The sequence below is a fragment of the Geodermatophilus sp. SYSU D01176 genome (genome assembly GCF_054050015.1).
The window spans coordinates 58,775-84,001 of the sequence record NZ_JBJGYN010000017.1; the positions used below are offsets into that span (position 1 = coordinate 58,775).

At 76.3% G+C, this 25,227-nt stretch carries 23 protein-coding genes and 1 riboswitch; of the genes, 9 read left to right on the forward strand and 14 right to left on the reverse strand.

The window, feature by feature from the left end:
• Positions 1-60 precede the first annotated feature (60 nt).
• The 3 genes from ACI78Z_RS11515 to ACI78Z_RS11525 all read left to right on the forward strand — a co-directional run bounded on the left by ACI78Z_RS11515 (position 61) and on the right by ACI78Z_RS11525 (position 2,684).
• A complete protein-coding gene (locus tag ACI78Z_RS11515; protein ID WP_457036670.1) occupies positions 61-750 on the forward strand; it encodes an NYN domain-containing protein in 690 nt (229 codons plus the stop codon).
• Positions 751-755: 5 nt separating this feature from the next.
• Entirely contained in the window at positions 756-2,270 is a 1,515-nt protein-coding gene (locus tag ACI78Z_RS11520) for a phospholipase D-like domain-containing protein (RefSeq protein ID WP_457036671.1), read from the forward strand.
• Positions 2,271-2,447: 177 nt separating this feature from the next.
• Positions 2,448-2,684, forward strand: a complete 237-nt coding sequence (locus ACI78Z_RS11525) for a hypothetical protein (RefSeq protein WP_457036672.1) — start codon at positions 2,448-2,450, stop codon at positions 2,682-2,684.
• 180 nt (positions 2,685-2,864) lie between these two features.
• Here ACI78Z_RS11525 and ACI78Z_RS11530 read toward each other — a convergent pair whose 3' ends face one another.
• A complete protein-coding gene (locus tag ACI78Z_RS11530; protein ID WP_457036673.1) occupies positions 2,865-3,581 on the reverse strand; it encodes a PilZ domain-containing protein in 717 nt (238 codons plus the stop codon).
• A gap of 168 nt (positions 3,582-3,749) precedes the next feature.
• Between ACI78Z_RS11530 and ACI78Z_RS11535 the strand changes: the two genes are divergently transcribed.
• Together ACI78Z_RS11535 and ACI78Z_RS11540 are read left to right on the forward strand one after the other, a co-directional pair.
• Positions 3,750-5,447: an ABC transporter gene (locus ACI78Z_RS11535; RefSeq protein ID WP_457036674.1), complete on the forward strand. Its 1,698-nt coding sequence runs from the start codon at positions 3,750-3,752 to the stop codon at positions 5,445-5,447.
• Positions 5,444-7,015 (forward strand): GTPase, encoded by a 1,572-nt coding sequence (locus ACI78Z_RS11540; RefSeq protein ID WP_457036675.1) that lies wholly within the window; start codon positions 5,444-5,446, stop codon positions 7,013-7,015. The genes ACI78Z_RS11535 and ACI78Z_RS11540 overlap by 4 nt, the downstream gene beginning before the upstream one ends.
• A gap of 149 nt (positions 7,016-7,164) precedes the next feature.
• Here ACI78Z_RS11540 and ACI78Z_RS11545 read toward each other — a convergent pair whose 3' ends face one another.
• On the reverse strand, positions 7,165-7,656 hold the full coding sequence (locus tag ACI78Z_RS11545) for an ATP-binding protein (RefSeq protein WP_457036676.1): 492 nt from the start codon (positions 7,654-7,656) through the stop codon (positions 7,165-7,167).
• A gap of 153 nt (positions 7,657-7,809) precedes the next feature.
• Between ACI78Z_RS11545 and ACI78Z_RS11550 the strand changes: the two genes are divergently transcribed.
• Complete coding sequence (locus ACI78Z_RS11550; protein ID WP_457036677.1) at positions 7,810-8,508, forward strand: ANTAR domain-containing protein; 699 nt, start codon at positions 7,810-7,812, stop codon at positions 8,506-8,508.
• 7 nt (positions 8,509-8,515) lie between these two features.
• On the opposite strand, the gene ACI78Z_RS11555 is transcribed toward ACI78Z_RS11550, so the two are convergent.
• Positions 8,516-9,463 (reverse strand): nucleoside hydrolase, encoded by a 948-nt coding sequence (locus ACI78Z_RS11555; RefSeq protein ID WP_457036678.1) that lies wholly within the window; start codon positions 9,461-9,463, stop codon positions 8,516-8,518.
• A 1,895-nt stretch (positions 9,464-11,358) separates the two neighbouring features.
• On the opposite strand from ACI78Z_RS11555, the gene ACI78Z_RS11560 reads away from it, so the two are divergent.
• Complete coding sequence (locus tag ACI78Z_RS11560) at positions 11,359-13,416, forward strand: SpoIIE family protein phosphatase (RefSeq protein WP_457036679.1); 2,058 nt, start codon at positions 11,359-11,361, stop codon at positions 13,414-13,416.
• 36 nt (positions 13,417-13,452) lie between these two features.
• Here the strand turns inward: ACI78Z_RS11560 and ACI78Z_RS11565 are convergent, their stop codons facing one another.
• From ACI78Z_RS11565 to ACI78Z_RS11595, 7 genes are all read right to left on the reverse strand, one after another.
• Positions 13,453-15,786 carry a glycoside hydrolase family 65 protein gene (locus ACI78Z_RS11565; RefSeq protein ID WP_457036680.1) on the reverse strand — a complete coding sequence of 778 codons (2,334 nt, stop codon included), beginning with the start codon at positions 15,784-15,786 and terminating at the stop codon, positions 13,453-13,455.
• A gap of 283 nt (positions 15,787-16,069) precedes the next feature.
• Entirely contained in the window at positions 16,070-16,492 is a 423-nt protein-coding gene (locus ACI78Z_RS11570; protein ID WP_457036681.1) for an ATP-binding protein, read from the reverse strand.
• A 190-nt stretch (positions 16,493-16,682) separates the two neighbouring features.
• Positions 16,683-17,258, reverse strand: coding sequence for a thiamine phosphate synthase (locus ACI78Z_RS11575; RefSeq protein ID WP_457036682.1), 576 nt, complete (start codon positions 17,256-17,258; stop codon positions 16,683-16,685).
• Positions 17,255-18,100, reverse strand: a complete 846-nt coding sequence (locus ACI78Z_RS11580; RefSeq protein ID WP_457036683.1) for a thiazole synthase — start codon at positions 18,098-18,100, stop codon at positions 17,255-17,257. Before ACI78Z_RS11580 ends, ACI78Z_RS11575 begins: the two co-directional genes overlap by 4 nt.
• Positions 18,101-18,102: 2 nt before the next feature.
• A complete protein-coding gene (thiS, locus tag ACI78Z_RS11585) occupies positions 18,103-18,303 on the reverse strand; it encodes a sulfur carrier protein ThiS (RefSeq protein WP_457036684.1) in 201 nt (66 codons plus the stop codon).
• A gap of 5 nt (positions 18,304-18,308) precedes the next feature.
• Complete coding sequence (gene thiO / locus ACI78Z_RS11590) at positions 18,309-19,418, reverse strand: glycine oxidase ThiO (RefSeq protein WP_457036685.1); 1,110 nt, start codon at positions 19,416-19,418, stop codon at positions 18,309-18,311.
• Positions 19,415-20,761, reverse strand: a complete 1,347-nt coding sequence (locus tag ACI78Z_RS11595; protein ID WP_457036686.1) for a purine-cytosine permease family protein — start codon at positions 20,759-20,761, stop codon at positions 19,415-19,417. Before ACI78Z_RS11595 ends, thiO begins: the two co-directional genes overlap by 4 nt.
• Positions 20,751-20,863, reverse strand: a riboswitch (TPP riboswitch). It overlaps the preceding gene by 11 nt.
• 34 nt (positions 20,864-20,897) lie before the next feature.
• Here ACI78Z_RS11595 and ACI78Z_RS11600 point away from each other — a divergent pair.
• A complete protein-coding gene (locus ACI78Z_RS11600) occupies positions 20,898-21,494 on the forward strand; it encodes a thiaminase II/PqqC family protein (RefSeq protein ID WP_457036687.1) in 597 nt (198 codons plus the stop codon).
• On the forward strand, positions 21,491-22,108 hold the full coding sequence (locus tag ACI78Z_RS11605) for a TenA family protein (protein WP_457036688.1): 618 nt from the start codon (positions 21,491-21,493) through the stop codon (positions 22,106-22,108). The genes ACI78Z_RS11600 and ACI78Z_RS11605 overlap by 4 nt, the downstream gene beginning before the upstream one ends.
• Here the strand turns inward: ACI78Z_RS11605 and ACI78Z_RS11610 are convergent.
• From ACI78Z_RS11610 to ACI78Z_RS11625, 4 genes are all read right to left on the reverse strand, one after another.
• Complete coding sequence (locus ACI78Z_RS11610) at positions 21,990-22,562, reverse strand: TA system VapC family ribonuclease toxin (protein WP_457036689.1); 573 nt, start codon at positions 22,560-22,562, stop codon at positions 21,990-21,992. The genes ACI78Z_RS11605 and ACI78Z_RS11610 overlap by 119 nt on opposite strands.
• Complete coding sequence (locus tag ACI78Z_RS11615; RefSeq protein WP_457036690.1) at positions 22,559-22,798, reverse strand: antitoxin; 240 nt, start codon at positions 22,796-22,798, stop codon at positions 22,559-22,561. Before ACI78Z_RS11615 ends, ACI78Z_RS11610 begins: the two co-directional genes overlap by 4 nt.
• A gap of 316 nt (positions 22,799-23,114) precedes the next feature.
• Entirely contained in the window at positions 23,115-24,410 is a 1,296-nt protein-coding gene (locus tag ACI78Z_RS11620) for an Nramp family divalent metal transporter (protein WP_457036691.1), read from the reverse strand.
• A gap of 103 nt (positions 24,411-24,513) precedes the next feature.
• Positions 24,514-25,215, reverse strand: coding sequence for a Mut7-C RNAse domain-containing protein (locus tag ACI78Z_RS11625; RefSeq protein ID WP_457036692.1), 702 nt, complete (start codon positions 25,213-25,215; stop codon positions 24,514-24,516).
• Positions 25,216-25,227 lie beyond the last annotated feature (12 nt).

A 25,227-nucleotide genomic window follows, 5' to 3' on the forward strand; every position in this document is an offset into this window, starting at 1 on the left:
CCCGCGAGGACACAGCACCGCCGTCGGGCACGTGCGCGACGAGCGCAGCGAGGAGGACACGTGACCGACCTGGACGCAGCCGCGGAGACCGCGCCCGAACCCGACGTGTTCGACGGGCGGGCACGCCCCCCGCTGGACCTGCTCATCTGGGACGCGCCGAACATCGACATGACCCTGTCGACGGTGATCGGCGCCCGTCCGACCGCGGCCTCGCGTCCCCGGTTCGACGCGATCGCGGCCTGGTTCGTCGAGGGCGCGGGCGATCCGGCCGCGCCCGACGCGCCGGAGGTCGAGGCCTGCGTCTTCGCCAACATCCCGCCGGTGGTCGGCAGCCTGCAGCGCTGGGTCGAGGCGCTGCGCAGCTTCGGTTTCGCCGTCTTCGCCCGGCCCAAGCAGCAGCCGGACGACGACATCGACCAGTCGATGCTGGACCACATCGAGGTGCGCCGGCACAGCCACCACCTGCGCCGCCTCGTCGTGTTCTCCGGTGACGGCCGGAACTTCGCCGAGCCGCTGGAGGAGCTGGCCCGCGCCGGCACGCAGGTCGTCGTCGTGGCCTTCAGCGAGGTCGCCGGCTACGCCATCGGCTCGGACCTCATCGAGTTCATCGACATCGAGGACGTGCCGGGCGCCTTCGCCGTCCCGCTGGACCGGGTGCGCCTGGACGCCCTGCCGCCGGACGGCGCCTGGCTGCGGCCCACCCGCAGCCTGCGGGACTTCGTCAGCTCCTACGTGCGACGCAACGGCTGACCGGGGTGGCCGACGGAGGTACCGGGCCGGTCGCCACCGAGGACCTGCTGGTCCCGGGGGAGACGTGCTGGCGGATCGAGCGGGCCGACCGGTTCGCCGTCTTCATCGACGCCGCCGACTACTTCGCCGCCCTGCGCCGGGCGGTGCTGGAGGCCAGGCGCCGGGTGCTGTTCATCGGCTGGGACTTCGACCCGCGGATCCGGATGGACCCGCGCCGGTCGGAGCGTCGCGTCGACGGACGCCGGCCGGACAAGCTCGGCCGGGTGCTGGAGGAGGCCGTCCGGGCCAACCCGGAGCTGGAGATCGGCGTCCTGGTGTGGGACTACGGCGTCCTCGGTGCGCTGGCCCGGGGCGTGATGCCGATCGTGCTGCTCGACCGGCGCACCCCCGACCGGCTGACGATGACGGTGGACACCCACCACCCGATCGGCGGCGCGCACCACCAGAAGATCGTGGTGGTCGACGACTGCCTCGCCTTCGCCGGCGGCATCGACGTCACCACCGACCGGTGGGACACCTCCGAGCACCTGGACCGGCACCCGCTGCGCCGCCGTCCCTCGTCCCACCGGCTCACCGGCCCCTGGCACGACGTGACGAGCCTGGTCTGCGGCCCCGCCGCCCGCGCGATCGGCGACCTGGCGCGGGAGCGCTGGGAGAGCGGCACCGGACGGCGCCTCGAACCGGTCGAGGACCTCGAGGCGTGCTGGCCGGACGGCGTCGAGCCGCTGCTCACCGACGTGGACGTCGCGATCTCCCGTACCCGCCCCGAGCACGGCGGCACGAGCCTGGTGCACGAGATCGAGCTGCTGTGGCTGGCCGTCATCGCCGGGGCCCGGCGCGCCGTCTACATCGAGAGCCAGTACTTCGCCAACCGCCGGATCGCCGAGGCCATCGCCGAGCGGCTGCGCGAGCCCGACGGGCCGGAGTTCGTCGTCGTCAACCCCGAGAGCGCCGACGGGTGGCTGCAGGAGAAGGCGATGGGCACCGCCCGGGCCAAGGTGCTGGCGCTGGTGCGGGAGGCCGACGTCCACGGCCGCTTCCAGCTCTACGTGCCGGTGACCGAGGGACGGCGGCCGATCTACGTGCACGCCAAGGTCACGGTGGTCGACGACCGGCTGCTGCGGATCGGCTCGTCGAACGTCAACAACCGGTCGATGGGGCTGGACACCGAGTGCGACCTGTCGATCGAGGTACGCCCCGGCGACCCGCGGGCGGCGGAGAAGTCCGCCGCCGTCACCGGGTTGCGCGACCGGCTGCTGGGTGAGCACCTGGGCGTGCCGCCCGCGGCGGTCGCCGACGCGATCGAGGCCTGCGGCGGGTCGCTGCTGCAGGCCATCGAGAGCCTGCGCCGGCCGGTGGGGCGCTCGCTGGTGCCGTTCAGCCCGCCGGACCTCGGCCCGGTGGACCAGACGCTGGCCGACACCGAGGTGCTCGACGCGCAGCGGACGCCGAACCGCTGGGAGCGGGTGCGCCGCAGCTTCCGCCCGCGGCTGTCCGCCGGCGTGACCCGCTACCGCTGACGCCCACGCCGCTGTCCCGCGCCCGGGGCCCCGCTCGTCGAGTGCGACGAACTCGTGGCCATCGGACGCTGACCACCACGAGTTCGTGTCACTCGACGACGGACACGGGCAGGGATCGTCGGTGTCCCGCGCCCCGCGCCGGGGAACGGGGAGGGGACCACACCGCGAGGAGGGGTCATGGCGGTCTGCGAGGTCTGCGGCAACGACTACGACATGAGCTTCGAGGTGGTCGCGCAGGGGGCGCGGCACACGTTCGACAGCTTCGAGTGCGCCATCCACAAGATGGCGCCGGTCTGCGAGCACTGCGGGGTGAAGGTGGTCGGCCACGGCGTCGTCGTCGAGGGGCACTTCTACTGCTGCGCGCACTGCGCGCGGCACGAGCACGGCGACACCCCGGTCCGCGACTCGGCCTGAGAGAGGACCCCCTGCCCCCGCCACTCGCAGGCTCGCGGCGGGACCCTGCAGGGGGCCGCGCCGAGTCAGGCCAGTGGACTCGGCCTGAGAGAGGACCCCCTGCCCCGCCGCTCGGGGAAGGACCCCGTCCTGCCACCGCTCGCAGGCTCAGGTCGGGACCCGGGACGGGGCCGGCCGGCGTCAGAGCAGGCCGCGGGACCGCAGGACGCGCAGCTCGGTGAACACGCGGGCGCGGATGCGGTCCTCGTCCCGCTCCGGGAGGTCCACGAAGCGCAGGGACACCTCGATGCGCCGGTCGGTGCGTGGGTGCCGGCGCACCACCTCGGCGCTGCACCGGATCGGTTCGTCCGGCGACCCGAGGGCCAGGGCGACGTCGTGCCGTGAGCCCACGGGGAGCTCGACCCGGTCGCTCGGCGCGGTCGACTCCCCGCCGGCCGGGGCCGGCGCGCGGTCCTTCGTCGCCGTCCCGCCGACCGGCTGGAACAGGGAGCGCACGCCGCCCTCGCTGACGTCGACGGTCTCGCCGATCAGCTGGACCTCGCCCACGAGGACCTCCACCGGCAGGGACATGGGTGCCCGCACCGCGTTCCGGCGCTGACCGCGCGTGGACGGCCCCATCGGCTTGACCCGCCAGTGCGGCTCGTCCCCGGGGATGACCTCGACGAGTTCCACGGGCAGCGCCCGCAGGCCCTCGGGCCCCTTCCACACCAGCTGCGCGTACTCGCCGAGGTCGACGCGGACCCGTCGGCTCGAGCGGTCCATGGGCACGGTGAGGACCAGGGCGCCGTCAGCGGCCTCGTGGACGAAGCTCGTCAGCACGTCACCACGGCTGGCGGCCTGAACGTCGACGGGTTCCCTGGCCTCGGGGTAGTCGACCCCCGGTACTGCCGTCGCCATGCCTGCCTCCACGTGCCCCTGCCGGCGCCGTCCGTGACCGCCGATCGCGCGGAAGGTAGACCGACGAGTTCCGCCACGGTGGGAGCGACACGCCGCCGGCCCCGCGGTCGGGCGTCCGTCGAGGTCGGCCATGGGTAACCCGCGGCCGACCGGGATAGTCCCCGGGGTGTGACCGCGCCCGCCCGCCTGCCCGAGGCCCTGACGGACCTGCGGGACGCCGTCGCGGCCGCTCCGCTCGGCCTGGCCACGCCGAACAGCGAGGCCGCCCGCCGAGCGGCCCGCAGGGTGGTCGAGCAGGTGGACGACTACCTGCTGCCCCGGCTGCGCGACCTCGACGCCCCCCTGCTCACCGTCGTCGGCGGCTCCACCGGGGCGGGCAAGTCCACGCTGGTCAACAGCATCATCGGCGCACCGGTCACCACCGCCGGCGTGCTGCGGCCGACCACCCGGGCGCCGGTGCTGGTCTGCTCCCGGGTCGACGTGGCCGCCTTCGAGGGCGACCGGGTGCTGCCGGGCCTCGCCCGGGTCACCGGTGGCGCCGGCGGCCCCGGCACGCTGCAGCTGGTGCCGCGGGACGACGTCCCGCCCGGCCTGGCGCTGCTCGACGCGCCGGACGTCGACTCGGTGGTGGAGTCCAACCGCGAGCTGGCCACGCAGCTGCTGGCCGCCGCGGACCTGTGGGTCTTCGTCACCACCGCGGCCCGCTACGCCGACGCCGTCCCCTGGGACGTGCTGCGGACCGCGCAGGAACGGGGCACCGCGCTGGCCGTCGTCCTGGACCGGGTGCCGCCGGGCGCCGCCGTGGAGATCGCGCCGGACCTCGCCGGGATGCTCGAGCGCGCCGGCCTGTCGGGGGTGCAGCTGTTCGTGGTCGAGGAGCGGCCGCTGGTCGACGGGTTCCTCCCGGAGGACCAGGTCGCCCCGCTGCGCGGCTGGTTGCACGGGCTCGCCGCCGACCAGGAGCAGCGCGCCGCCGTCGTCCGGCAGACCCTCACCGGCGCGCTGGCCAGCCTGGAGGACCGGGTGGCCGGGATCGCCGCTGCCGTCGAGGAGCAGGCGCGGGCCGCGACCGCGCTGCGGGAGGCGGCCGCCGCGGCGTACACCTCCGCCTACGAGGGCATCGACGAGGGGGTGCGCAGCGGCAGCCTGCTGCGCGGCGAGGTGCTGGCCCGCTGGCAGGAGTTCGTGGGCACCGGCGAGTGGATGCGCTCGCTGCAGAGCTCCATCGGGCGGCTGCGCGACCGGGTCGCCGCCGCGTTCACCGGCCGCGCCTCGCCCGCCGACGAGCTGCAGGGCGCGCTGGAGACGAGCGTGGAGACGCTGCTGCGCGCCGAGGCCGACCGCGCCGCCGAGCGCACGGTCACCGCGTGGCGGGCGCTGCCCGGCGGGCCGCTGCTGCTGGCGGCCGCCGACGAGGACCTCGACCGCGTCTCCCCCGACTTCCCGGAGGCCGCGGCAGCCCAGGTGCGCGACTGGCAGGGGTACGTGCTGGACATGGTCCGCGAGGAGGGCGCCGGGAAGCGCACCCAGGCCCGGGTGCTCTCCTGGGGCGTCAACGGTGCCGGGGCCGTGGTGATGGTCGCCGTCTTCGCGCACACCGGCGGGCTCACCGGTGGGGAGGTCGCGGTGGCCGGCGGGACGACGGCGCTCGGCCAGCGGCTGCTGGAGGCCGTCTTCGGCGACGCCGCCGTCCGCTCGCTGGCCACCCGCGCCCGGGAGGACCTGCAGGCCCGCGCGGACGCCCTGCTGCGCTACGAGCAGGGCCGCTTCGACGCCCTCGTCGACGAGGCCGCCCCCACCCCCGACGCCGCCGCCGAGCTGCGCGCCGCCGCGGCCGCGCTGACCGCGGCCCGGGACCGGGCATGAGGGGACGGACGCCGCCGCTGGCCGACCGGCTGGCGGCGCTGCGCGAGGTGGTCGAGGTCGCCGACGGCCGGCTGGACGCGCCCGAGCTCGCCGACGCCCGTCGGCTGCTGGCCAAGGCCGGTGCCCGCGAGGCGCTCGGCGACGCCACCGTCGTCGCCCTGGCCGGGGCCACCGGGAGCGGCAAGTCGACGCTGTTCAACGCGCTCTCGGGTGCGGAGGTGAGCAGCCCGGGCGTGCGGCGGCCGACGACCGGCGTCGCGCACGCCACCGTGTGGGGCGAGCCGCAGGACCGGCTGCTCGACTGGCTGGAGGTGCCCCGCCGGCACCGGCACGCCCCCGAGCCGGCGCTGGACGGGCTGGTGCTGCTCGACCTGCCCGACCACGACAGCGTGAAGCTCGAGCACCGGCTGGAGGTCGACCGGCTGGTGCAGCTGGTCGATGTGCTGGTGTGGGTGCTGGACCCGGAGAAGTACGCCGACGCGGCCGTCCACGAGCGCTACCTGGTGCCGCTGGCCGGGCACGCCGGCGTGCTGCTCGTGGTCCTCAACCAGGTCGACCGGCTCGACCCCGCGGCCGCGCGGGCCTGCCTGACCGACCTGCGCGGCCTGCTCGACCGGGAAGGCCTGGCGGACACCCCCCTGCTGGCGGTCTCCGCGCGCACCGGCGCCGGCCTCGGGGAGCTGCGCGCCGACCTGGCCCGGCGGGTGTCCGCCCGGCGGGCGGCGACCGACCGGCTCACCGCCGACGTCCGGGGCACGGCCACGGCGCTGGCGGCCCACTGCGGTGCGGACGGCGGGGCGGGCGTGGGACGGGCCGAGCACGAGCAGCTGACCGAGGCGCTGGCCGAGGCCGCCGGCGTGCCGGCGGTGACCACCGCGGTCGAGCGGTCGGTGCGGCGCAGCGGGACGGCGGCGACCGGCTGGCCGCTGCTGCGCTGGACGCGGAAGCTGCGGCCCGATCCGCTGGAACGGCTGCACCTGGGGGACGAGCGGGCCCGGACGTCGCTGCCGGCCGCGGGGGCGGTGCAGCGGGCCGGCGTGACCCGCGCGGTGCGGGCCGCGCGGGAGGCCGCCGGCGAGGGTCTGCCGCAGACCTGGCGGGACGAGTTGCGGCGCACCGTGGAGGTGTCGGAGGAGCAGCTGGCCGACCGGCTCGACCGCGCCGTCGCCGGCACCGACCTCGGCCCGCAGCGCACCCCGCTGTGGCAGCGGGGGGTGGGCGGGCTCCAGTGGCTGCTCGCCCTCGTCGCGCTGGCGGGGGCGCTGTGGCTGCTGGCGCTGGTCGTGCTCGGCTTCTTCCAGCTCGACGACGTCGTCCCGCTGCCCCGGGTGGAGGGGGTGCCGCTGCCCACGCTGCTGCTGATCGGGGGGCTGCTCGCCGGGGCGCTGCTGGCGCTGGTGGCCCGGCCGCTGGTCGGCCTGCGGGCGAGACGGCTGGCGCGGCGGGCGGAGCAGCGGCTGGAGGCGGCCGTGGACGTCGTCGCCCAGGAGGAGGTGCTCGCGCCGATGGCCGAGGTCCGCGAGGACCACGCCCGCTACTGCGCCGCGGTGACCCGGGCCGGGAGGTAGGAGCGGCCGGGACCGCGACGGGTCAGCCGCGCCCTCTCGCCGCTGACTCTCGCGCTGTTCCACCTGCTCCTGCGCTCGTGCAGGACCGCACGAGCAGGTGGAACGGCGCGAGAGTCGAGCAGTCCACCGCCGCCCACCGCTCGATCTGTTCAGTCGGGGCGGCGCTCCCCGGCACGGGGCTCGGGCACGTGACCGGTCTCCAGGGGTGCCAGGCCGTTGGGCAGCAGCGCCCAGACGTGCTTGCGGCCGGGACGGCGCTCCCAGCCGTAGCCGCTGGAGAGCTGGGCGACCAGGTGCAGGCCCATGCCACCCAGCGCCGGGTCGCGGTCGATGGCGGGCACCGGCGGACGGTCGGGCGCCTCGTCGCTGAGGTCGAGCAGCCAGCCGTCGGTGCCGGCCACGACGAGCGCGCGCACCGCGCCGCCGCCGTGCCGCAGCGCGTTGGACGCCAGCTCCTCGAAGACCAGCAGCAGCCCGTCACGGGCGTCGTCGGTGGACGTCGAGCAGACCGACGGGTGGGCGACCCTGGCCCGCAGGTCCGCCCGGACCCGGGAGACGACGTGCATCGCCTCGAGCTGCCAGTGCCACACGTCGCCCGCGAGGGACGGCACGGGTGCGTGCGGCCACGGCTCCTGGCCCAAGGCAACCTCCTCCGCCGTCGCTGGGCGATGGACCGGGTGGACCCACGGCCGACCCTCCACCCCATCCTGACCGACAGGCCCGTTTCCCGCAGCGGCGCCCCCCGGGAGGGCGCTCCGGCCCTCCGGTGGCGCCGGAGCGGGCAGACTGGCCGCGTGCAGGACCTGTGGCGTGACCTGAGCCAGGTGGTGCTGGCCGACCGTCCCCTCGACGACGTCCTGGGGGAGGTGACCGGCATCGCCGCCCGCAGCATCCCCGGCGCGGACTCCACCTCGATCACCCTCGTCCGGGGCGACCGGGCCTTCACCGCCGCGCACACCGGGGAGATGGCGCTGGCCGCCGACGAGCTGCAGTACGAGCGCGGCTACGGGCCGTGCATGGACGCCGGCCGCGCCGGCGTGGTGATCCGGATCGACGACATGCGCAGCGAGGAGCGCTACCCCGACTACACCACCCGTGTCCTCGACGTCGGCGTCCGGAGCTCGCTGTCCCTCCCGCTGCCGTACCAGGGCAGCACGATCGGGGCGCTCAACACCTACTCGACGCGGCCCGCGGCCTTCGCCTCGGCCGAGTCGGAGGAGGCGGCGACGGCGGTGGCCGAGGCGGTCGCGGTCGCGGTGGCCAACGCCGACGCGCACGACCGGCTGGTCGAGCACGCCCGCAACATGCGCCTGGCGATGGAGTCGCGCGCGGTCATCGAGCAGGCCAAGGGCGTGCTCATGGCGCAGCGGCGGGTGGACCCGGACGAGGCGTTCGAGATCCTGCGGGAGGCCTCGCAGCGGTACAACCGCAAGCTCCGGGACATCGCCGCGGGCATCGTGGAGGGGACCCGGGAGGGTCCGGCCCGCCGGTAACCGGCCGTCAGCCGAGCCGGCGCGCCAGGCCCGCCAGCCGGCTGACCAGGAACTCCACGGCGGCGTCGCTGTCCACCGTCTCGGCGACCTCGACGGCCGTGGGGGACTCCGAGACCGAGCGTCGGTCGACCAGCGTCTGCCCGCGGCCGGCGCCCAGGGTGGTGTCGACGACGACGTCCCGGCGCACCGTGCCGAGCGTGCCGGGCACGATCGCCTCGGTCAAGGCCAGCGCGTCGTGCAGGACGACGCCCGGAGTGCCGTAGCTCGTGCGGGCGTGGTCGACGTACTGCCGCAGGATCGCCGCGGCGGTCCGCCCCACCGGGCCGGCCCCGCCGAACCGGGCGATGCCCGCGTCGTCCAGCACCGTGGGCAGGGTGACGTCCAGCCCGACCAGCACGGTGGGGACGGCGGAGCCCAGCACCCGCTGCGCCGCCTCCGGGTCGGCCCACACGTTGAACTCCGCGGCCGCGGTGACGTTGCCGCCCCGCCCGGCCGAACCGCCCATGAGCACCAGCCGGCCGATCCGCTCGGCGGCGTCGGGGTAGGTGGCCAGCAGCAGGGCGACGTTCGTCCACGGGCCGATCGCGGCCACGGTCACCGGCGACTCCGCGGCCATGAGCACCTCGGCCATCGCGACCACCGCGGGCCGCGGGTCCGGGACGGCCGGTGAGGGCTCCAGCTCGACCCCGCCCAGGCCGGCCTCGCCGTGCACGTGGCCGGCCCGCTCGGGCTGCCGGTACACCAGCGAGTCGCGGGCGCCGGCGGCCACCGGGACGTCGGTGCGTCCGGCCAGGTGCAGCACCCGCAGCGCGTTGTCCGTGGTCTGCGCCAGCTCGACGTTGCCGTGCACCGTGGTGACCAGGCGCAGGTCGACCTCCGGGCTGGCCAGGGCCAGCAGGATCGCCAGGGCGTCGTCGATGCCGGGATCGGTGTCGATCACGAGGGGGGTCGCCACGGGCCGATCCTGTCAGCCGTGCCCGGGGGTCCCAGGGGGAGCGTGACCGAGCGCCCCGGATCCCGACACGCCGGGCGCGTCGGGCGCACCGCCGGGGTGACCGACGCCCTGGCCAGCGCGTTCCACGCTCCGGAGCGGCAGTCGAGTCGACAAGCGGCCGCTGCGGGGGGAGGGTCACCGGCCGCCGCGGGGGACCGTCGCAACGGTTCGGTCACGCGCCCTCCGGGAGGTGTCCCGGGAGGCCGTCGCGCGGCGCCGCCGTCCCTACCGTTCTCCCTGTCCGCAGCGACCGCGGCACCGACCTCAGGAGGACGTCATGGCGAACGACCGGGCGCTGGCCCCGCGTCCCGCGCGCACGACGGACGACCTGGAGAAGGACCCCGTCCTCCCCACCCCTCGGGGAAGGACCCCGTCCCCCTCCCCGTTCGCAGGCTCGCGGCGAGCCTCTGGACGGGGCCTGCCCTGGACGGGGCCGGGGACCCTGCAGCCGGGCCGCCCGCGTCCCCGCCGCGCGGCCGTGCACCGCTCGGGCACGGCGCGCCGGCCGGTCGCCGTCCGTCCGGTCCCGCTCCCGGCCGCCCGCCCCCGGCCGGTGCCCCCCGCCCCGGCTCCGGCCGCGCCGACGGCGGCCCCCGCGCCCCGGCGGGGCCTGTGGGCCCGGGTGCGCGGTCTGGTCCGCCGGCTGGCGCTCTGGGGCGCCGGCCCCGACGGCGCCCACCTCGCGTGGGGCCGCCCGGCCCCGGCGCCCCGCCCCGACGGCCCGGTGGTGCTCACCGAGCTGCCGAACACCCCCACGAGCCAGCCCGCGGCGCCTTCCCCCGCTGCGGCGCTCCGTCCGGCCCGGCTCCCCCGGCCGGCTGTCTCCTCCCGCGTCCCGGTGGTCGCCCCGCTCGCCCGGCAGGTGCCGGCACCGCGGCCCGCCCCCGCACCGAGGACCGCGCAGGGAGGCCGCTCCCCGGGAGCCGCACGGGCCTCCGCCCCGGCCCGGGCGCGCGGTGATCCGCGACCTCCTCCGGCCCGGGGGCAGCCACCCCGCTGAGCCGCGCCGCCCCGTCCCCGCGACGGATGCCGTCCCCCGCTCCGCCTCCCGGCTCCGCTGCCGGCCACCGCCCCCTCCGGTGGCCGCGGCCCGGGGCCTCCGCTCCTCCCGACCGACCTCGCACCGCCCCTGGCTGTCCCTCCGACGGGAGTCCTCCCGCCGCTCCAGACGTCGCTGCTCCACCGGTACCCGCCTCGACCCCCCGCCGACTGCGTCCCACGCAGCGTGCGGACCCTCCAGGGAGGCGGCGACCGCTGCGCGGCACGGCTGACCGGCGGCGGGGACCGTCCGACGGGACGACAGGTCCGCGCCGGTACCCGTCCCCCGGGTCTCTGACCGGCACCGACCTGGCCCGGGCGCCGTCCGGGGCCGGACCGCCGGCCGGCCGCCGGCGCCGGGAGTCGACCGCAGGAGAGGACCCGCAGCCGCGGGCGGAGCGCCGCAGGACGAGCACCGCACGGGAGCGAGACCGTGCCGCGGACGGCAGCCCCGTCCTCCTCCCGCCGACGGCGGGCGCCCTCCCCCGCTGGGCGCCCGCCGTCGGCGGTCTCGTGCGTTCTGCGTTCCAACCCGTATCCGGTGAGTCACCGCGTCGTTCCTCATGGTGGGGACGCTGCTCCGGCGGCGGACACCCCTCGGCCTCCGCCGGCCGACGTGCGCGGGTCCCGCCTCCCCCTGCCCCCGGGGGCGGGCCCCGCGCCGATCGCAGGTGTCGCATCCGGCACACCGGGTGGCCCGGGAGGGCCCCGGCGTGAGAGAAAGAGACGTTGCGCGCCCCGGTGCGTCGACCGGGCAGCTGGGACGAGTACCGGCGTCCGTGCCCGACCCCCGGCCCGAGGATGCGAGTGAGTCGACCGTGAGCCTGGAGCGGACGCCGGCCGATGCCGGGGACCAGGACCCGGAGGCGGCGGCCACGTTGTTGCGGTTCGGCCTGGCCATCGACGCCGCGGGGATCGGCAGCTTCGACTGGGACCTGACCTCGGGCCGGCTGGAGTGGGACGACCGCCTGCTGGCGATGTTCGGCTACGACCGGTCGGGCTGGCCCGGGACCATCCAGGCCTTCGCCGAGCGCCTCCACCCCGACGACGCGCCCCGCACCCTCGACGCGCTCCAGCGCGCCATCGACACCGTCGGTGAGTACGACGCCGAGTTCCGGGTGGCCCTGCCCACCGGCGAGACCCGCTGGGTGCACGGCCGGGGCCGGGCGCTGGCCGACGAGCGCGGCAGGGCCGTCCGCCTGCTCGGCGCCGCGCACGACACCACCGAGCACCGGCAGGGCGACGCCCGGGTGGCGCGGGTGCTGGAGTCGATGAACGCCGCGTTCTTCGCCCTCGACCGGGACTGGCGGTTCGCCTACGTCAACGGCGAGGCGGAGCGGGTGCTGCAGCGCACGCGCGCCGAGCTCCTCGGCGGCGTCATCTGGGAGCTCTTCCCCGCCGCCGTGGGCAGCGACTTCGAGGTGCACTACCGCGGCGCGGCGGCCACCGGGCGGGAGCGGGTCTTCGAGGCCTACTACCCCGCGCCGCTGGACGCCTGGTACGAGGTCCGGGCGTGGCCGGCCCCCGACGGCCTGTCGGTCTACTTCCTCGACGTCACCGAGCGCCGGGCCGCCGAGGAGCGGGCCCGGGCCAGCGCCGCCCGGCTGGCCCTCATCGCCGAGGTCGGCGCGGTGACCGGCGAGACCCTGGGCTCCGGGGCGGGGGAGGACGCCGCGCTGCAGCGGCTGGCCGAGTCCGTCGTCCCGGTGCTGGGGGACTGGGTGATCGTCAGCCTCGCCGGCGAGGACGGCCGGATGCGGGACGTCGGCAGCTGGCACCGCGACCCAGGCCTGCGGGCGACCGTCGGGCGCTACGCCGAGCTGCGGCTGGCCTCGATCCAGCCGGACGCCCCCATCATGCGAGCCCTGGCCTCCGGCCGGACGCTGACCGTCCCCGACGTCGGCGCCGCCGTCGGACGCACCCTCCCGCCGGGCGAGGTCAGCGACGTCTTCTGGACCCTCGACCCGCGGACGGCGGTGACCCTGCCGCTGGCCGCCCGCGGGCGCACCCTCGGCGCGCTGAGCGTCTACCGCTCGGCGGGCCGGCTCGCCGCGGACGAGGACGACGTCGCCACCGCGCAGGAGGTCGCCGCACGGGTCGCCCTGGCGCTGGACAACGCCCGCCTCTACGAGCAGCAGCGCCGGCTGGCCGAAGGCCTGCAGCGCAGTCTCCTGACCGCACCGCCGGCCCCGGACTCCGCCGAGATCGTCGTCCGCTACCAGCCGGCGGTGGAGGTCGCCCAGGTCGGCGGCGACTGGTACGACGCCTTCGTCCAGCCGGCCGGGACGACGATGCTGGTGATCGGGGACGTCGTCGGCCACGACACCGAGGCCGCCGCCTCCATGGGGCAGCTGCGCGGGCTGCTGCGCGGCATCGCCTACCGCGACGGCGTCGGTCCGGCGCAGGTGCTCAGCGACCTGGACGCCGCCGTCCAGGGGCTGGGCATGCGCACGATGGCCACCGCGGCCGTGGCCCGGGTGGAGCAGACCGCCGAGCAGCGGGACGCCGGGTTGACGACGCTGCGCTGGTCGAACGCCGGCCACCCCCCGCCGCTCGTGCTGCACCCCGACGGCCGGGTGGAGGCGCTGGAGGCCGACCGGCCGGACCTGATGCTCGGCGTCGACCCGGCCGCGACGCGCTCGGACAACGTGGTGACCGTCCAGCGCGGGGCGACCCTGCTGCTCTACACCGACGGGCTGGTGGAGGGCCGGGACCTCCCGCTGGACGACGGCATCGCCCGGCTGCGGGACGCGCTGGCCGAGCTCGCCGCCCAGCCGCTGGAGGAGCTCTGCGACGCGGTGATCGAGCGGCTGCGTCCCGAGCGGTTGCAGGACGACATCGCCCTGGCCGCCATCCGGCTGCACCCCCAGGGCTGAGCCCGCCAGCGGGCAGGGCGGCCGGGCGAGGCGCCCTCACGTTCGTGGTTCGCGACCGACCGGTTGTCCCGGCTCGTCGAGCAGCGGGGTGGGGGCGCGGAGCGGCGCGTGGGCGGGGACGGCGGCCGCGACCTGCACGGGCACCCCGTCCACGATGACAGTCACCGGCCCCTCGCCCCGCGCCAGTGTGATGGTGGTGCCCTCCCGCGTCGTCTCGATGCGGAGCAGCCTGCCGCGCCAGGTGACGGAGTAGGCGGTGCGCGAGAGCGAGGACGGCAGCAGAGGGGCGATCTCGAGGTCCTCGTGGTCCTCCCGCAGTCCACCGAGACCGGCGACGAAGGCCAGCCAGGCCCCTCCCACCGAGGCCAGGTGCAGCCCCTGGGCGGTTCCGCCGTGGACGTCACGCAGGTCCACGAGGGCGGCTTCGCGCAGGTAGCGCAGGGCGAGGTCGGGGTGCTGCGCCTGAGCGCACACGACCGCCTGGACAGCGGCCGAGAGCGAGGAGTCCCGGACCGTGCGCGCCTCGTAGTAGTCGAGGTCGCGCGCCACCTCGTCCGCCGTGAAGTCGTCGCGGCACCACCACAGCGCCTGGACGAGGTCGGCCTGCTTGAGCACCTGCCGCCGGTAGAACGTGGCGTAGTGCTGGTGCTCCTGGACCGGGTAGGAGCCGCGCTGGTCCTCGAACCGCCACTCCTCGTAGGCCGTGAAGTTCGCGTTCATCGGGTGCACACCCAGGCCCTCGTCCCACGGGACGTGGACGGCGTCCGCCGCGGACCGCCAGGCGGAGGTCTCGGCGTGGTCCACGCCCAGCTCCGACGCGCGCGCCTCCAGCCGCTGGCACGCGTCCGCGGCACGCCGGAGGTTGGCCCGGGCCATGAGGTTGGTGAAGACGTTGTCGTCGACGACCCCGGTGTACTCGTCCGGCCCCGTCATGCCGAACAGGTGCCAGCCGCCGGCCGCGTCCTCGTGGCCGATCGACATCCACAACCGCGCCGTCTCGATGAGCACCGCCAGACCCCCGAGGGTGTCGAGGTCCTCGCCGGTGGCGTTCTGGTAGAGCCAGAAGGCACGAGAGATGTCCGCGTTGACGTGCATCGCGGCCGTGCTCGCGGGCCAGTACGCGGAGACCTCGCGCCCGCTGATGGTCCGCCACGCGAAGCAGGCGCCCTCGAGGCCCAGCGTCCCGGCGCGCTCGCGGGCGAGGTCGAGCGTGGCGGCGCGCCACCGCAGCAGGCGTGCCGCCGCGTCCGGGCGCAGCAGCGTCAGGGCGGGCACGACGAAACCCTCGACGTCCCAGAAGGTGTGTCCGCTGTACCCCGTGCCGGTCAGTCCTTTCGCGCCCACGGGGGCGCGGGAGATGCAGGCGGCGGAGCAGAACAGCTGGAAGACGGCGTAGCGCAGCGCCTGCTGGAGCTCGGGGTCGCCGTCGGCCTCGACGTCCGCCGTCGCCCACAGCTCGTCGAGCACGGCACGCTGACCGGCGAGCAGACCCTCCCACCCGAGGTCGAGTGCGGAACTCACGGCCGCCGACGCCTCGCCGAGGACGGAGTCGGAGCCGGCGTCGTAGGACCAGCCGTACCCGACGACCTTGACGACCGTGAGGCTCTCCCCTGCGCCCAGGCCGGCGGCGACCGTGGTCACGACGTGCTGCTCGTCGACGTGCGTGCTCACCCGCCCGCCGTCGACCGCGTGGGTGACCGCGGCCGCGACCGTGATGCCCGACCGGCGCGTCCGTTCGACGAGGGCGCCACCGTTCGCGTTGCCGATCTGTGCGCGCGGCTCGAAGGGCTGGTCCAGGCACGCCGCGACGCGCGGGTCGTCGTTGTCCACCCCCGTGGGCGTGACCTCGCCGGCGGCCAGTTCGGACCGGACGACCACGTGGGCGGACCCGTCCAGCACGCGGACCTCGTACCGCACCGCGCAGACCGACCGCTCCGCCAGGGAGACGAGCCGCCGCGAGGACACCTCCATCGTCGTGCCAGAGGGCGTCGTCCAGCGCACGCGGCGGTCGAGCGTGCCGGCGCGCAGGTCCAGCGTGCGTTCGTGGACCTGTGGCCGGACCTCGCGCACGTCGAGCGGGATCCCGTCGACGAGCAGGCGCAGCGGCGTGCCGTCGGCGACGGTGACCATCGCCTGACCCTCCTCGGGATTCCCGTAGCCGTCCTCGGGATAGGACAACGGGTGCGTCTCGTGGACCCCGCTCAGGTAGGTGCCGCGCATGGTCGAGGGCTCGACCTCGTCGAGCGTCCCCCGGATCCCGACGTAGCCGTTGGAGAGACTGAACACGGACTCGGCGACGGCGAGCGTCTCGGGATCCACGTGGGACTCACGGACGAGCCACGGGGCGGTGTCGAAGATCGGGGCGGCCACGTACGGTCCTCGCGTCGTCCGGCATCGGGACGGACGCCCAGGGCCGGCGTCCCGCCCCCGTCCTACCGGTCGGCACGCCCCGGCGCGATCGGAGGGGGTCCGCGGCCGTTGGCATCCTCCGCACGGCCCCTCTGCAGGGTCCCGCCGCTGGCCCCGTCCGGAGGCTCCGGCCCCGTCTCGGGTCCCGCCCCGAGCTTGCGAGGGGCGGGGAGGACGGGGTCCTTCTACGAGGCGTGAGGAGGACGGGGGTCCTTCCATGGTGGGCCGGCAGAGGGGTCCTTCTTCAGGGCGCGAGCACGGCCCAGACGTGCTTGGCCTCAGCGGTGACGTACCAGCCGTGGTCGGTGGCCAGCTCGGCGATGAGGTAGAGCCCCAGGCCGCCCTCGCTGGGGTCCCGGCCGACCGCGGGGGTCGGCGGGGTGTGCGGCGCGCCGTCGCGGACCTCGATCAGCCAGGCGTCGGCCAGGGGGCGCACCATGGCCCGGACCCCTCCGCCGCCGTGCCGCAGCGCGTTGGAGGCCATCTCGTCGAGAGCCAGGACCAGCCGGTCGCGCAGGTCGGCCTGCTGCGGCCGGGCGAGGTGGGCTCGCACCTCGGCGCGGACCATGGGGAGCTCGGCCACGGACTCCAGGTCCCACACGAAGCAGTCGGGCGCGGCCGGCGGCCGTGCGGACGGCCAGAGCTGTCCGGCCGTCTCGCGTTTCACGCCCTGGACCCCTCACGTGCTCGTTCCCGCCCGGAGGCGCACCCTGGCCCTCGCCCGGCGGGCGCGACCGACCGACGGCCCGCGGGCGAGCCGAACACCTGCGTATGGGTCCGCAGCGGCGGTTCCAAACATCCTGAGACGCGAGTCACAGCACGACCGGGGACAGGGGTGTCCGGCGACCACCCGTGGGTCAGGCCAGCGCGGCCAGGTAGTCCCGGACGACGGCCGGATCGCGCATGACCGGACCCATCACCGCGATCCCGGCCGCGCCGGCGGCGCGCAGGTCCGGGACGTGCTCGGGCAGCACGCCCCCAAGCGCGTACGCCGGGGGCCCGAGGGACTGCAGTCGGCCGAACCCCTCGACGCCGAGGGCCGGGCCGTAGCCGGGCTTGGACGCGGTGGGGAACACGGGGGAGAGGAAGGCCCAGTCGCAGCCCTCGTCGCAGGCCTGCGCGAGCTCGGCGGCCGAGTGGCAGGAGCGGCCCACGAGCGCCGGGCGCGGGTCGGGGAACGGCTCGGCCGCGGCGAGGTGGACGGCGGGGTGGGTGGGGTGGACGACCGACCCGGCGTGGACCAGCAGACCCCCGACCGGGTCGAGCACCGCCCGCAGCTCCGCGGCGAGGGCGGCCCGCTCGCCGGCGGGGAGATCCCGGTCCCGCAGCAGGACGGCCCGGGCCCCGGCGTCCACCGCGGCGGCGACGACGTCGGGCAGGGGCCCGGCGGCCTGCGTCCGGTCGGTGACGACGAACAGCCGCGGCAGGGTCACAGCTCCGGCAGGCCCTCGAAGGACGTCGAGGCCTCGGCGTGCCAGCGGCGCGGGATGCGCCCGGCGAGCTTGGCCAGCCGCCCGCCCTCGACCGCCTGCCGCATGGCCAGCGCCATCATCTCGGGGTCCCGCGCGCGGGTCACCGCCGAGGCCAGCAGCACCGCGTCGCAGCCGAGCTCCATGGCCAGTGCGGCGTCCGAGGTGGTGCCGATGCCGGCGTCCAGCACCACCGGCACGTCGACGCCCGCGCGCAGCAGCGCGATGTTGTGCGGGTTGCGGATGCCCAGCCCGCTGCCGATCGGCGAGCCCAGCGGCATGACCGCGGCGCACCCGGCGTCGGCCAGCCGGCGGCCCAGGATCGGGTCGTCGGTCGTGTAGGCGAGCACGGTGAAGCCGTCGGCGACCAGCTGCTCGGCGGCGTCGAGCAGCTCCACGGCGTCGGGCAGCAGCGTGTGCTCGTCGCCGATCACCTCGAGCTTCACCCAGGACGTGCCGAACGCCTCCCGGGCCAGCCGCGCGGTGAGCACGGCCTCGCGGGCGGTGCGGCAGCCGGCGGTGTTGGGCAGCAGCCGCACCCCGCAGCGGTCGAGCACCTCCAGCATGGAGGCGCTGGACGACGCCTCCACCCGGCGCAGCGCGACCGTCACCAGCTGGGTGCCGGAGGCCCGCACGGCCGCCTCGAGGGTCTCCAGGCTCGGCACGCCGCCGGTGCCGAGCAGCAGCCGGGAGGTGAACGTCTCGCCGGCGATGACGAACGGGTCCGCGACCTCCTCGCGCAGGCCCCCTTGCAGGGGCCCGCTGCGAGCGTGCGAGCGGTGGGGGGCAAGGGGGTCCTTCAACACGGTCAGCCTCCTGCGGTCGGGGCGAGGACCTCGAGGGCGTCGCCGGGGGAGAGGTGCGTCTGCGGCCAGCTGCTGCGGGGGACGACGTCCCCGTTGAGCGCCACGGCGACCCGGTCGTGCTCGCCGCTGCGCGCAGCGACCAGGTCGTCCACGGTGGCGTCGGCGGCCAGCTCGGTGGCCGCGCCGTTGACGGTGACCTGCATGACGGCTACCTCCCGAAGCGGTCGGTGGTAAAGGGGGCGGCGAGCTCGGGGAGTGCGCCGGTGGCCAGCAGCTCGGCGGTCACCTCGGCGGTCACCGGGGTGAGCAGCACGCCGTTGCGGTGGTGGCCGGTGGCCAGCACCAGGCCGGGCACCGGGCCGGGGCCCAGCAGCGGGGCGTTGTCCGGGGTGCCCGGCCGCCACCGGGCCAGCGTCTCGACCAGCTCCAGCTCGCTGATCCCCGGGACGACGTCGATCGCGTCGTGCAGCAGGTCGTGCACCCCGCCGGCGGTGACGGTCGGGTCGAAGCCGCGGTCCTCGGTGGTCGCGCCGACGATCAGCCGGTCGCCCGCGTAGGGCACCAGGTAGACCTGCCGGCCGCGGACCAGGGCGCGCACGGTGCCCTCGAGCAGGTCGGCCGCCCCGGCCAGCCGCAGGATCTGCCCCTTCACCGGGCGCACCGGCAGCGGCGGCACCCCGGGCAGGGCGCCGCTGTGCGCGCCGAGCGCGAGGACGACGGTCCCCGCCGCGACGGTGCCGCCGTCGGCCGTCTCCAGGCCCGCCGCGCGGCCGCCGTCCACCCGCAGCGCGGTGACCCGCTCGCGCACCAGCCGCACCCCGGCGTCCTGCGCGGCGCGCAGCAGGGCCGCGTGCAGCGCCCGGCCGTCGACGGAGTGGTCGCCGGCGACCAGCAGCCCGCCGCGCACCCGCGGGGTCAGCGAGGGCTCGCGGCGGCGGGCCTCCCGCGGGGTCAGCCGCTCGGCGTCCAGGCCCAGCTCCCGCTGGTAGGCGTGCAGCGCCGCCAGCTCGCGGACGTCGTCCTCGTCGAAACCGACGACGAGCGTGCCGGCGGTGCGCAGCCCGACCGGCATGCCGGTGGCCTGCTCGACCTCGGCGGCGAAGCCCGGCCAGCGCTGCACCGACGCCAGGCCCAGCCGCAGCAGCGCCTCCTCGCGGTACCCGGCCTCGGTGACCGGGGCGAGCATCCCGGCCGCGGCGGCCGAGGCGCCGGTGCCGGGGGAGTCGTCGACGACGGTGACCGAGAGGCCGCGCTGGGCCGCCCGCCAGGCGGTGGACAGCCCGATCAGGCCGCCTCCCGCTACCGCGACGTCGGTCATGCCGTGACCCGCCGCGCCCGGAGCCGGCCCGGCAGGCAGACCAGCGCGGTGAGCGACACCGCGACGGCCAGGCCCACCAGGGACGCCGACCAGCCGTTCGCCGGGTCGATGCCGAGGTCGGCCTGCCGGGCGCCCCACCACGCCGTCCAGCCCGCACCCGGGCCGGCGAAGTACGTGGGCAGCGTGAGCTGGTAGGCCACGAAGCCGGCCGCCCACGGCAGCAGGAACAGCGGCCGGGACGGCGCGGTGTCGGAGGTGTCCCAGGCGCCGCGGGGGGTGGCGGAGTAGGCGACGGCGAAGACGCCGACCAGCGGGACGAACACCGCGCCGATGAGGAAGAGGAACGGCTCGTAGGCGGCGATGTCGAAGGTCAGGGCCAGCACCGTGGCCACCGTGCCGACGCCCACGGCGAGCAGCCGGCGGTCCGCGCGGGCGACGATGTTCTGCGCCGACACCGCGGTCGAGTAGACGTTGGCGAAGGCCTCGTCCAGCTCGACGGAGACGAGGACGGCCACGGCCACCGCCCCCAGCGGGACGGCGAGCAGCGCGCCGATGACGTCGAACCCGGCACTGCCGTAGGCGGCCAGCGCGACGACGCCGAGGGTGAACATCGCCACCGTGGCCAGGCCGTAGCCGGCCGCGGCCCCGGTGAACGCCGCCCGGCCGCTGCGCACGTGCCGGGTGTAGTCGGCGACCAGCGGGAACCAGGAGACCGGCAGCGCGATGACGATGTCGGCGGCCGTCCAGAACGACGTCGCCGACCCCTGGGTGAGCGGCGGCAGCGGCTCGGCGAGCACCTCGACGAAGAGGTAGACGACGGCGGCCAGCGCGGCCCAGACGGCGTAGCGCGCGAGCACGCGGACCATGCCGAGCGGGCGCAGCGCCATGGCGGTGGCCAGCACGCCCGCGGCCAGGACGAACGGCCAGTACGGCACGCCGAGCACCCGGGACGCCGCCTCGGCGATGATGACGATCTCGAAGGTCGCCCAGCCCACGCACTGCACGAGGTTGAGCGCGGTGGGGAGCGCGGAGGCGCGCCGGCCGAGCAGCCCGCGCAGCAGCACCATCGTCGGCACCCGTTCCCGGGCGCCGGCCGCGGCGGCCAGCCCGAGGAGGGTCGCGCCGATCAGCGCGCCGACGACGATGGCGCCGATCGTCGTCGACAGCGGCCGGCCCGGGAGGACGACGAAGACGGCGGCCACCGGCAGCAGCAGGCTGACGCCGAGGCTGGCCCACAGCCCGAAGGCCTCGCGCAGGCCGAGGGTGGCGGTGGGGGGTTCGGTGAGGGTGAGGGGCGCGTCCGCGGGGGGCGCGCTGGTACGGACGTCGTCGGACGTGCTCATGATCGCTCCCTACGCCGGCATTACCCGGTCAGGTTCCAGCGGTCGGCGACGCGTCGAGTCGCCCTCTCAGCCCGGTCCGCCCGAGCTCCCGCACATGGCTGTGGCCACAGTAGACCCGACGCGTACGGTCGCCGCCGTGCCGGTCGCCGAGCTCCTGTCCCGACACCCCGACGCCTGGCGGGCCGCGACCCGCCACCCCTTCCTCGACGCCGTCCGCGACGGGACGGTCCCGGTCACGGCCTTCGACACCTGGCTGGTGCAGGACGCCCGCTTCGTCGCCGACCTGCTGCGCTTCCAGGCCCGGCTGCTGGCCCGGGCGCCCCGGCCGGCGCAGTCGGTCCTCGCCGCGGGGCTGGTGGCGCTCGACGTCGAGCTGGACTGGTTCGAGGAGCAGGCCGCCGTCCGCGGGCTCGACCTCGCCGTCCCGGCGCTGCCGGCCACCGCCGCCTACGCGGAGCTGCTCGAGCGGCTCGACGCCGCCGACGTCGGGACGGGCCTGACCGCGCTGTGGACGATCGAGCGCTGCTACCTCGACGCGTGGTCCGGGGCCCGGCCCGGGGCGCCGGAGTACCGGTCGTTCGTGGAGCGCTGGACCCTGCCCGGGTTCGGGGTCTACGTGGGCGCCCTCGGGGAGGCGGCGGACGGCGTCCCCGCACCCGACGCCGACGCCGTCTTCACCGAGGTCGTCGCCGCGGAGACCGCCTTCTGGCAGATGGCGCTGGAGGCCGCGTGACGCTCTCCGCGGACCTCTGGGCCGCCAACGCCGACCTCGCCGCCGAGGCGCTGGCCCACCCGTTCGTCGTCGGCATCGGGGACGGCACGCTGTCGCAGGCGCGCTTCGCCGGCTACGTCGCCCAGGACGTGTTCTTCCTCGAGTCCTTCGCCCGCGCCTACGCCGTCGGGATCGCGCACAGCCCCGACCGGGCCACCCTGGAGACCTTCGCCGACCTGCTGGCCGGCGTCCGCGAGGAGCTCGCGCTGCACGCCGGCTACGCCGCCCGCTGGGGCATCGACCTGGCGCGGGTCGAGCCGCTGCCGGCGACGCTGGCCTACACCGACTTCCTCCTCTCGACGGCGTTCCTGGGCGGGACCACGCTGACCGCCGCGGCGATGACGCCGTGCCTGCGGCTCTACGCGCACCTGGGCCGGTCGCTGTCGGCCGAGACGGCGGGGGACTACGCGGAGTGGGTCACCACCTACGCCGACCCGGGCTTCGAGGAGTTGGCCGTCACCCTGGAGCGGCTGCTCGACGGGCACGCCGACGACACCCCCGCCGTCCGGACGGCGTACCGGCGGGCGATGCAGCTGGAGGTCGGCTTCTTCGACGCCGCCTGGCGCGGAGCCTGAACCCCCGGTTCCACGTGGAACCCGGCGGCGCGCACAGGACGGTCAGGTGCTCCTCGGTGGCGCCGTGCACCGAGGCCGGGGACAGCGACCGGTCGACGGTCACGAACCTGCCGTCGTGCGCCACCGCCAGGGCGAGCCGGTGGCCATCGGTCACCTGCCGGGATCCGTGCAGCCGGGACCAGTCGACCACCTGCCCGTCCAGGAGGCTCACGTCGCAGGGCCAGAACGCGTGGTACCGGCTCGCCCGGGCTGCCGCGAGCACCTCGATCGCCGCCGCGGGCGGCACCGGGCTCGGGTAGCGCGGCTGGCTGGTGATCCGTGCGAAGCCGTTCTCGGTGGTCGGGCAGGAGGCCCAGCCTCCCTCGACCTCGGCGTCCCACCACTCGCCGGCCCGGACGTGGTCGCTGTCGAGCAGGGCCAGGAGCGCGTCGACGTCGAGGAGCGCGCGGTTCACCCGCCGTCGTCCTCGCGCAGCCGGTCGATGAGCGCGTTCGACACCGCTGGGCCGCGATGGGGGAGCGGGGAGAACCCGTGGCGGGCTCTCGCGGGGTCGACACCCGGGCGGGGTGTGCCCACGAGCGCCTGACGGGCGAGGTCCGAGAGCACCTCGCCGATCGTGCGCCGCTCACGTCGAGCCTCGTCACGGACGGCCGTGAGCACGTCGTCGTCGATGCTGATGGTGGTGCGCACGAATCTGACGCTGGGGCACCACGGTTTCACCACGAGGACCTCGAGCAGTCGGGACGACGCGCTGGTTGACTCCCTGCATGGTCGCGCCGATCCCTGAGCCGGAGCCGAGCATCGATCCGACCGAGCCGGTGCCCGACGATCCGGGCGAGCTGCTCCCCGACGCACCGGAGCCCCTCCCGCCCCCACCCATCGAGCCGACGCCCGACGACCCCGGCGGCGATCCGGGCGGCGTCCCGGAACCCGCCTGAGGTGTCGAGATCCGCGGACTCGTGGCCATCAGGCCGCGATGGCCACGAGTTCGCCGATCTCGCGGGGCTCAGCCGAGCACGAAGCCCAGGAGCAGGTGGGCGTTCAGGCCGATGATCAGCGCCGCGACGACCGCGCCGGCGACCGTGGTGACCCGCCGGTTGACCCAGCCGCGCATGAGGTCGCGGCGGCTGGTCAGCCACAGCAGCGGCACCAGGGCGAACGGGATGCCGAAGGAGAGCACGACCTGCGACCAGACCAGCGCGGTCGTCGGGTCGCCGCCGAGCAGCAGCACCAGCAGCGCCGGGGCCAGGGTGATCAGCCGGCGGGCGAGCACCGGGACGTGCCGGCGCAGGAACCCGGCCATGACCACCTGGCCGGCGTGCGTGCCGACCGACGACGAGGCGAACCCCGAGGCGAGCAGCGCGAGCGCGAAGGCCAGCGCCGCCCCGGAACCGAGCCGGTCACCGAGCCCGGCGTGCACGCCCTCCAGCGAGGCGGCGTCGTCCCCGCCGGTGAACAGCTGCGCGGCGATGACGAGCATGGCGGCGTTGACCAGCCCGGCCAGCCCCATGGCCAGCAGGACGTCGAGCCGCTGGGCCCGCAGCAGCCGGCGCCGTCCCTCGTGCGTGCGCCCGGCGGTGACCACGTCGCCGTAGCGGCCCGGGGTGAGCGCGGAGTGCACGTAGATCACGTGCGGCATGACCGTCGCGCCGAGGATGCCGGCGGCCAGCACCAGGCTGTCCGGGCCGGCGAACGAGGGGACCAGGCCGCCGGCCAGCCCGCCGACGTCGACGCCCGAACCGACCAGCGTGTAGCCGAAGCCCAGCCCGATGACCAGCAGCAGCCCGGTGATCACCCGCTCGAACGGCCGGTGCCCGCGGGACTGCGCGGCGAGCAGTGCGAAGGCGACGACGGCGGTGATCAGCCCCCCGATCGGCAGCGGGATGCCGAACAGCAGGTAGAGCGCGACCGCGCCGCCGACGATCTCGGCCAGGTCGGTGGCGATCGCGACCGCCTCGGCCTGCAGCCACAGCCCCCAGGTGACCGGGCGCGGCAGCTGCTCGCGGCAGTTGGTGGCCAGGTCGCGGCCGGTGGCCAGGCCCAGTTTCGCGGTCAGCGACTGGATGAGCATCGCCATGAGGTTGGCCGCGACGATCACCCACAGCAGCGTGTAGCCGAAGGCCGCGCCGCCGGAGAAGTTGGTGGCGAAGTTGCCCGGGTCCACGTAGGCGACGGCGGCCACGAAGGCCGGGCCCAGCAGCGGCCAGATCCGCCGCCGGCCCCCGGGCGCCTGGGGCGGTCGCCTCGCGGTGCCGACGAGCGTGGTGGGCAGGACGGCGGCCTCGGTCTTGGAGAGGTACACGGCGGCCTCGCGGGAGCGGTTCGGGTGTGCGGTCGCTCCTGGTCTGCCCGCCGCCGGTGTCACACCGGGGCCAGGCCGTGGCCCCCGGGGGCCGAGGTGAGCCTCACCTGTGCCGCGCGATGAGCGCCTCGATCCGGCGGGCGTGCGCGCCGCGCCAGTAGAGCCGGCCGCACGCCGGGCAGCGGGAGAAGTCGTCGAACGTCCGGCGGGTGCGCGGTGGCAGCAGGTCGGCGACCTCGGCCTTCGCCACCGGCTCCAGCCGGGCGCCGCAGGCGGTGCAGCGGGTCAGCGGCGCCAGCGACGGGGCGAACCGGTCGATGACGTCGGCCAGCTGGTCGTCCGGCCGGCTGCCGCGCACCAGCGCGCCGTGCACGCCCCGCCGCATCAGCAACCTGCGGTCCTGGGTGAGCAGCACCCGGCCCTCGGCGCCGGCCCGCGCCGCGAGGTCGGCGTCCTCGGCGTCGTTGGACCAGGCGGCGTCCAGGCCGAGCAGCCGCAGCCGGCGGGCCAGCGCGCCGAGGCCGACGTCGAGCAGGAAACCGCCCGGCGGCGCGGGCTGCGGGCGAGGGGCGGCGGCCACCTCGACCACGCCGCCCGGAGCCGGTCGCGCCGCGACCTCCGTCGGGACGCCGTCCAGCCGCAGCTGCCCGACCTCGGTCAGCGGTACGCCCGCCGCCTGGACGACGTGCCCGACCGTCGCGTCCGGGTCGTACCCGAGCCGCCGCTCCCGGGCCGGCCGGTCGCGTGGGCGCAGCAGGAAGGCGAGCTCGGGTGGCACCCGGACGGTGACCGGGGGGTCGTCCACGGACGAGCCCTA

Bases quoted from the DNA above. Each gene is read 5' to 3' on its own strand.
- ACI78Z_RS11525 (WP_457036672.1), top strand. From the start codon at position 2,448: ATGGCGGTCTGCGAGGTCTGCGGCAACGACTACGACATGAGCTTCGAG.
- ACI78Z_RS11595 (WP_457036686.1), bottom strand. From the start codon at position 20,761: ATGAGCACGTCCGACGACGTCCGTACCAGCGCGCCCCCCGCGGACGCG.
- thiS (WP_457036684.1), bottom strand. From the start codon at position 18,303: ATGCAGGTCACCGTCAACGGCGCGGCCACCGAGCTGGCCGCCGACGCC.
- ACI78Z_RS11530 (WP_457036673.1), bottom strand. From the start codon at position 3,581: ATGGCGACGGCAGTACCGGGGGTCGACTACCCCGAGGCCAGGGAACCC.
- thiO (WP_457036685.1), bottom strand. From the start codon at position 19,418: ATGACCGACGTCGCGGTAGCGGGAGGCGGCCTGATCGGGCTGTCCACC.
- ACI78Z_RS11540 (WP_457036675.1), top strand. From the start codon at position 5,444: ATGAGGGGACGGACGCCGCCGCTGGCCGACCGGCTGGCGGCGCTGCGC.